This window comes from Methanospirillum sp., from assembly GCF_035560735.1.
Classification (GTDB): domain Archaea; phylum Halobacteriota; class Methanomicrobia; order Methanomicrobiales; family Methanospirillaceae; genus Methanospirillum.
The window spans coordinates 1-5,093 of record NZ_DATMYY010000088.1 but is presented as its reverse complement, the minus strand read 5'-3'; the positions used below and the strand labels follow the sequence as shown (position 1 = coordinate 5,093).

5 protein-coding genes are annotated in these 5,093 nt (G+C 47.9%); all 5 read left to right on the top strand.

Going from position 1 to position 5,093, the window contains the following annotated elements; genetic code table 11:
• Window positions 1–630, top strand: a 630-nt coding sequence (locus tag VN429_RS02725) for a hypothetical protein (protein ID WP_325629527.1), incomplete at its 5' end; no start/stop codon positions are given.
• 112 nt (window positions 631–742) lie between these two features.
• The gene (locus tag VN429_RS02720) at window positions 743–2,287 is read left to right on the top strand and encodes a 2-isopropylmalate synthase (protein ID WP_325629525.1); all 1,545 of its coding nucleotides are present in this window, start codon (window positions 743–745) and stop codon (window positions 2,285–2,287) included.
• Window positions 2,268–3,518, top strand: coding sequence for a 3-isopropylmalate dehydratase large subunit (locus VN429_RS02715; RefSeq protein ID WP_325629523.1), 1,251 nt, complete (start codon window positions 2,268–2,270; stop codon window positions 3,516–3,518). Before VN429_RS02720 ends, VN429_RS02715 begins: the two co-directional genes overlap by 20 nt.
• 2 nt (window positions 3,519–3,520) lie before the next feature.
• Window positions 3,521–4,009 (top strand): LeuD/DmdB family oxidoreductase small subunit, encoded by a 489-nt coding sequence (locus VN429_RS02710; protein ID WP_325629529.1) that lies wholly within the window; start codon window positions 3,521–3,523, stop codon window positions 4,007–4,009.
• Window positions 3,997–5,093 (top strand): isocitrate/isopropylmalate dehydrogenase family protein (locus tag VN429_RS02705; RefSeq protein ID WP_325629521.1); only part of this gene is annotated, 1,097 nt, incomplete at its 3' end. The genes VN429_RS02710 and VN429_RS02705, both read left to right, overlap by 13 nt.

Here is a 5,093-nt window from a genome sequence, read left to right as displayed (position 1 = left end):
ATTATCAGTTATATTCTCATTTACGTTGTCTCACTCTTTTTTTTGGAGATCGGGATGGGGGATATTGCCACTGTTCAGACGCGTTATCTTCTTCCGGTTTATCCATTTGTCATTATACTAGTTCTTGCGTTTATGCGTGGTGCATGTGAGTGCATACATTCCTCTTCATATAGGGTGATATGCAGTGTTATGTGCACCATCCTGATTCTTGGATTTTTGTTTGGGCAGATGTTTGCATCTATCCCGATAATGTCGGAAAAAGGGGGGCGTTCTTATACCGATCCATCATGGTATGATGAACCAATTGAAGAGTACCGGTGGGTGATGCAGAATATTCCCCATGGTGCAGAAATATTTAGCAACAATCCCCGTGCGATGCAATTGCATACGTCCAGGGCGATTCCGACTCTTCCGGAACGGGGAAATGCAGAAACAGCACGGAAACTACTCACGAAACTTCACCCCGGGCAGATGATTGTCTCACTCAATGGGAAAAAGAGCACTGATCAGTATATGAATGCAGATGAATTCTTTTCTTACAACAACAATTTCTCATCTCCTGCTGTATTCAAGCCAGTATTCTCTACCCGGGATGCTGAAGTGTATCAGGTTGTCAGTCCTGCATCCTGATCTCTTTGGTGCGTGGTGTGGGTGTGTCTGCACCATCAACCCAAAGTCTTTATATGAATGAGAATGATTAGTATGATCATGTCTCAGAACACTTTCGAGGCAGGGAGCGCCGGTGTCGTACACTCGGCAGGTCGCTTTCTCCAGCGATAAGAATTCTACTGCAAAGAAGATCTCTGTTTTCGACACAACCCTCCGCGATGGGGAACAAACTCCGGGTGTATCTTTTACCACTTCTGACAAGATCGAGATAGCCAGACAGTTATCTGATATCGGTGTCAGTGTTATCGAAGCCGGGTTTCCTGCATCATCTCAGGAAGAGTATGCAACGGTCAAAGCAATTGTAGCCGAAGGTTTGGATTCCACGATATGTGGGCTGGCCAGATCGGTGAAAGGTGATGTTGACCGGTGTATTGATGCCGGGGTTGATATGGTGCATGTGTTTATCCCCACTTCTGAAGTGCAGCGAACCCACACCATCAGAAAGACCCATCAGGAAGTTGTCTCGATAACCGGTGATATCGTCAGATATGCCCGTGATCATGCTGATAAAGTCCTCTTTTCAGCAATGGATGCAACACGTACAGATCTGCCTGAACTGATGGAAGTGTTCAAGGCAGCGGTTGATGCGGGAGCTACGGCAATCAACGTACCTGATACGGTCGGTGTTGCGACTCCTACCTCAATGAAGGCTCTGATATCAACATTGAGGAAGGAAATAACCTGTACTATCGATGTTCATTGTCACAACGACTTTGGAATGGCGACTGCTAATACCATATCAGCGGTAGAAGCAGGTGCTGATCAGGTCCAGGTAACTGTGAATGGCATTGGTGAAAGAGCAGGTAATGCAGATCTGGCATGCACCACTATGATCATTGAATCTATCTTCGGCTACACCACCGGGATCAAAACAACCCGGCTGGTGGAAACATCCCGGATGATATCACGATTCTCCGGACTAATGGTGCCTCCGAACTGGCCGGTAACCGGTGATTATGCATTTTCGCATGAAAGTGGTATTCACGCCCAGGGAGTGCTGGAACACGCCAGTACTTTTGAACCTGGCATCATGACTCCTGAAATGGTTGGACACCGACGAAGGCTCAAGCTGGGAAAACATGTTGGTAGGCATGCAGTAAGGGAGATGCTGAACCAGGTTCATATTATTCCCGATGAGGGACAGATCGATGCAATCATTGCAAGGGTAAAGCAGATCGCCTCAAAAGGAAAGAAGATAACTGAATCGGATCTCTATGAAATTGCAGAGACTGTCGTAGGATCAGGAGCCCACATTCGTTTTATTGATCTGGTTGATATCGCCATCATGACCGGGAATCATATGATCCCGACAGCCACTGTCAGAGCCATGGTTAATGGTTCAGAGAAGGTCTGCAGTTGCACCGGGAATGGGCCGGTGGATGCAGCTGTTAGGGCACTGATTGGGATTGTCCCGAGGCATGCAGAACTGAAGGAGTTCAATGTCTCGGCTATCTCTGAAGGGAGTGATGCGATAGCACATGTTGCACTGGTTGTTCAGGATGATAAGGGACAACTGTTCGATGCAGCTGCATCAGGAGATGATATTGTCCTGGCATCGGTAGAGGCAATGGCAAATGCATTAAATATGGTGTATCGGAATGGAACAGACAATAGTTGAGAAGATCTTCTCCCGTCGATGCAAAAAAGAGGTTTTTGCAGGTGAAGTAGTGATGGCCCCGGTGGACGGTGCAATGATGCATGACATTACCGGTCCGCTGGCCATTGAAAAATTCTACGAGATGGGTGGTACAAAAGTTTTTGACCTGAAGAAGGTCATCATGCTCTTTGATCACCAGACTCCTGCTGACTCACTGAATGCTGCAGAAAATCAGAAGAAGATGCGTGCGTTTGGAAAGGAACAGGGAATCCTGAATTATGATATAAAAGAAGGGGTCTGCCACCAGGTTACTCTGGAAAAGGGAAGGGTCTGCCCTGGTGACATTGTCATTGGTGGTGACTCACATACCTGCACCTATGGTGCTGTTGGTGCGTTTGCTACCGGGGTTGGTTCAACTGACCTAGGTTTTGCACTCAGGTATGGCTGTCTGTATTTCCGTGTCCCTGAAAGCATCAGAGCAGATGTTACTGGGAAATTTGCAAAAAGGGTAGGTGCAAAGGATCTCATTCTGAAGATTATCAAAGAGATTACGGTAGACGGGGCGACCTATAAGGCGGTTGAGTTTACTGGTGATACGGTCTCTTCGATGCCGATGCCAGGGAGAATGACCTGCTGTAATATGGCCATTGAGATGGGTGGAAAAGCCGGGATTGTTCCGCCTGATCAGATTACAACTGAATATCTGAAGGGCAGGACCTCCTGTCCTCCTATAGATCTAACGAGTGATGAGGGTGCTTCTTACTTGTCCAGAATGGAGTTTGATGTAGGAGATCTGGTCCCACAGGTTGCTGTTCCGCATAACGTTGATCTGGTTGTGGATGTTGACAAGATTGCTGGCACACCTGTAGATCAGGTTTTCATTGGATCCTGTACCAATGGGAGGTTTGAGGATATGCAGGAGGCTGCAGAGGTGCTGGGAGATCGATCGTTCTCAGACAATGTCAGAGTTCTGGTTATTCCCGCGTCAAAACCAGAGTACCTGAAGACCCTGCGAGCAGGAATTATTGAACGATTTGTTGAAGCAGGAGCCCTTGTTGAGGCACCCTGTTGTGGTCCATGTATGGGTGGCTCGTTTGGTCTCATCGCGCCAGGTGAGGTTTCTTTCTCTACGTCTAACCGTAACTTCAAGGGACGACAGGGCTCTACAGAAGGGAAGGTCTACCTTGGATCTGCTGCTACAGCTGCTGCTACGGCAATCACCGGAGTTATTACCGATCCGCGGGAGGTGTGATGATGCGGGTCTGGAAATTTGGTGACAATATTGATACCGATGCGATCATTCCTGGGCGATTCCTCACTATTAATGATCCAAAGGGTCTTTCGGAACACGCATTTGAAGGTTTCAGGGATGGATTTGCGAAAGAAGTAAAAGAAGGAGATATGATTGTTGCTGGACGCAACTTTGGTTGTGGTTCATCACGCGAACATGCTCCCCTGGCCCTTACTGGATCAGGAGTCCGCGTGGTCATTGCAGAGTCATTTGCCCGGATATTTTACCGCAATAGTGTAAATGTCGGGCTTCTCCCTGTTATCTGCCCCCGTGCTGGAGAGATCACAGAGCAGGATCAGATAACCGGTCACTTTGCAGAAGGATATATCGATGTTTCAGGGAGAAGACTTGACATCGAACCCGTACCTGCATTTTTACAGCAGATTATTGATGCCGGTGGGCTTGTAGAATATGCAAAACAGATAAGGAGTGAAGACCTGTGCATGAAGTAGCTGTCATTGGTGGAGATGGTATAGGTCCTGAGATCATTGCATCCGGTCGTAAGGTGCTTGATGCGGCAGGAGAGCGATATGGATTTGAGATCGGCTGGACTGATTTTGATATCGGTGCAGAACGGTACCTAAAGACCGGAGAACTGGTGAGTGAAGCAGAGCTTGATGCTCTCTCTTCATATCCGGCAATATATTTCGGGGCTATCGGGGATGACCGGGTAACTCCGGGAATTCTCGAGAAAGGAATTCTGCTGACTATCAGGTTTGCCTTTGATCAGTATGTAAACCTGAGGCCGGTTAAGATGCTTGCCGGTGTAGATACCCCTCTTGCAGGAAAAGGACCGAAAGATATTGATTTCCTTGTTGTGAGAGAGAACACCGAGGACTTCTATGTTGGTATCGGCTCCAGGTTCTCGGGAAAAGAGAAGAAACAACTTGAGGTCGTGCGAAATCTCTACTCAGTCAAGTTTGGCCTTGATGTTGAGAGTGATGCAGAGGAGATTGCTTACCAGATTGGTGTTCTCACCCGGGAAGGTTCAAGGCGGGTTATGGAGTATGCCTTTAATGCCTCCCGTAAACGCAGGAAAAAAGTGACCTCAGTTGATAAGGCCAATGTTCTTTCAGATGTGTATGGCCTCTGGAGGGATGTATTCAGAGATGTTGCAGCGCAAAACCCGGACATTACAACCGAGTTCAACTATGTGGATGCTATAACCATGTGGTTTGTTAAAAACCCTGAATGGTTCGATGTGGTTGTTACTCCAAATATGTTCGGTGACATCATCACTGATCTGGGCGCCATGATCCAGGGAGGCCTCGGTCTTGCTCCTGGGGGAAACATCAATCCCGAGGGCACTTCAATGTTTGAACCTATCCATGGTTCTGCCCCGAAGTACAAAGGTCTGAATGTTGCCAATCCACTTGCAACTGTCTGGGCAGGAGCACTGCTGCTTGATCATCTGGGAGAAGCAGAAGCAGGTGAAGCAGTCGTAAAAGGTATTGAAGCGTCTATCGCCAACGGGGTCGTAACCCGTGATATGGGTGGCTCTGCCACGACAAGTGGGGTAGGCGACTGGATTGCGAA

Excerpts from the sequence above, each read along its gene's own strand:
- VN429_RS02710 (WP_325629529.1), top strand. The coding sequence starts at position 3,521 with ATGCGGGTCTGGAAATTTGGTGACAATATTGATACCGATGCGATCATT.
- VN429_RS02715 (WP_325629523.1), top strand. The coding sequence starts at position 2,268 with ATGGAACAGACAATAGTTGAGAAGATCTTCTCCCGTCGATGCAAAAAA.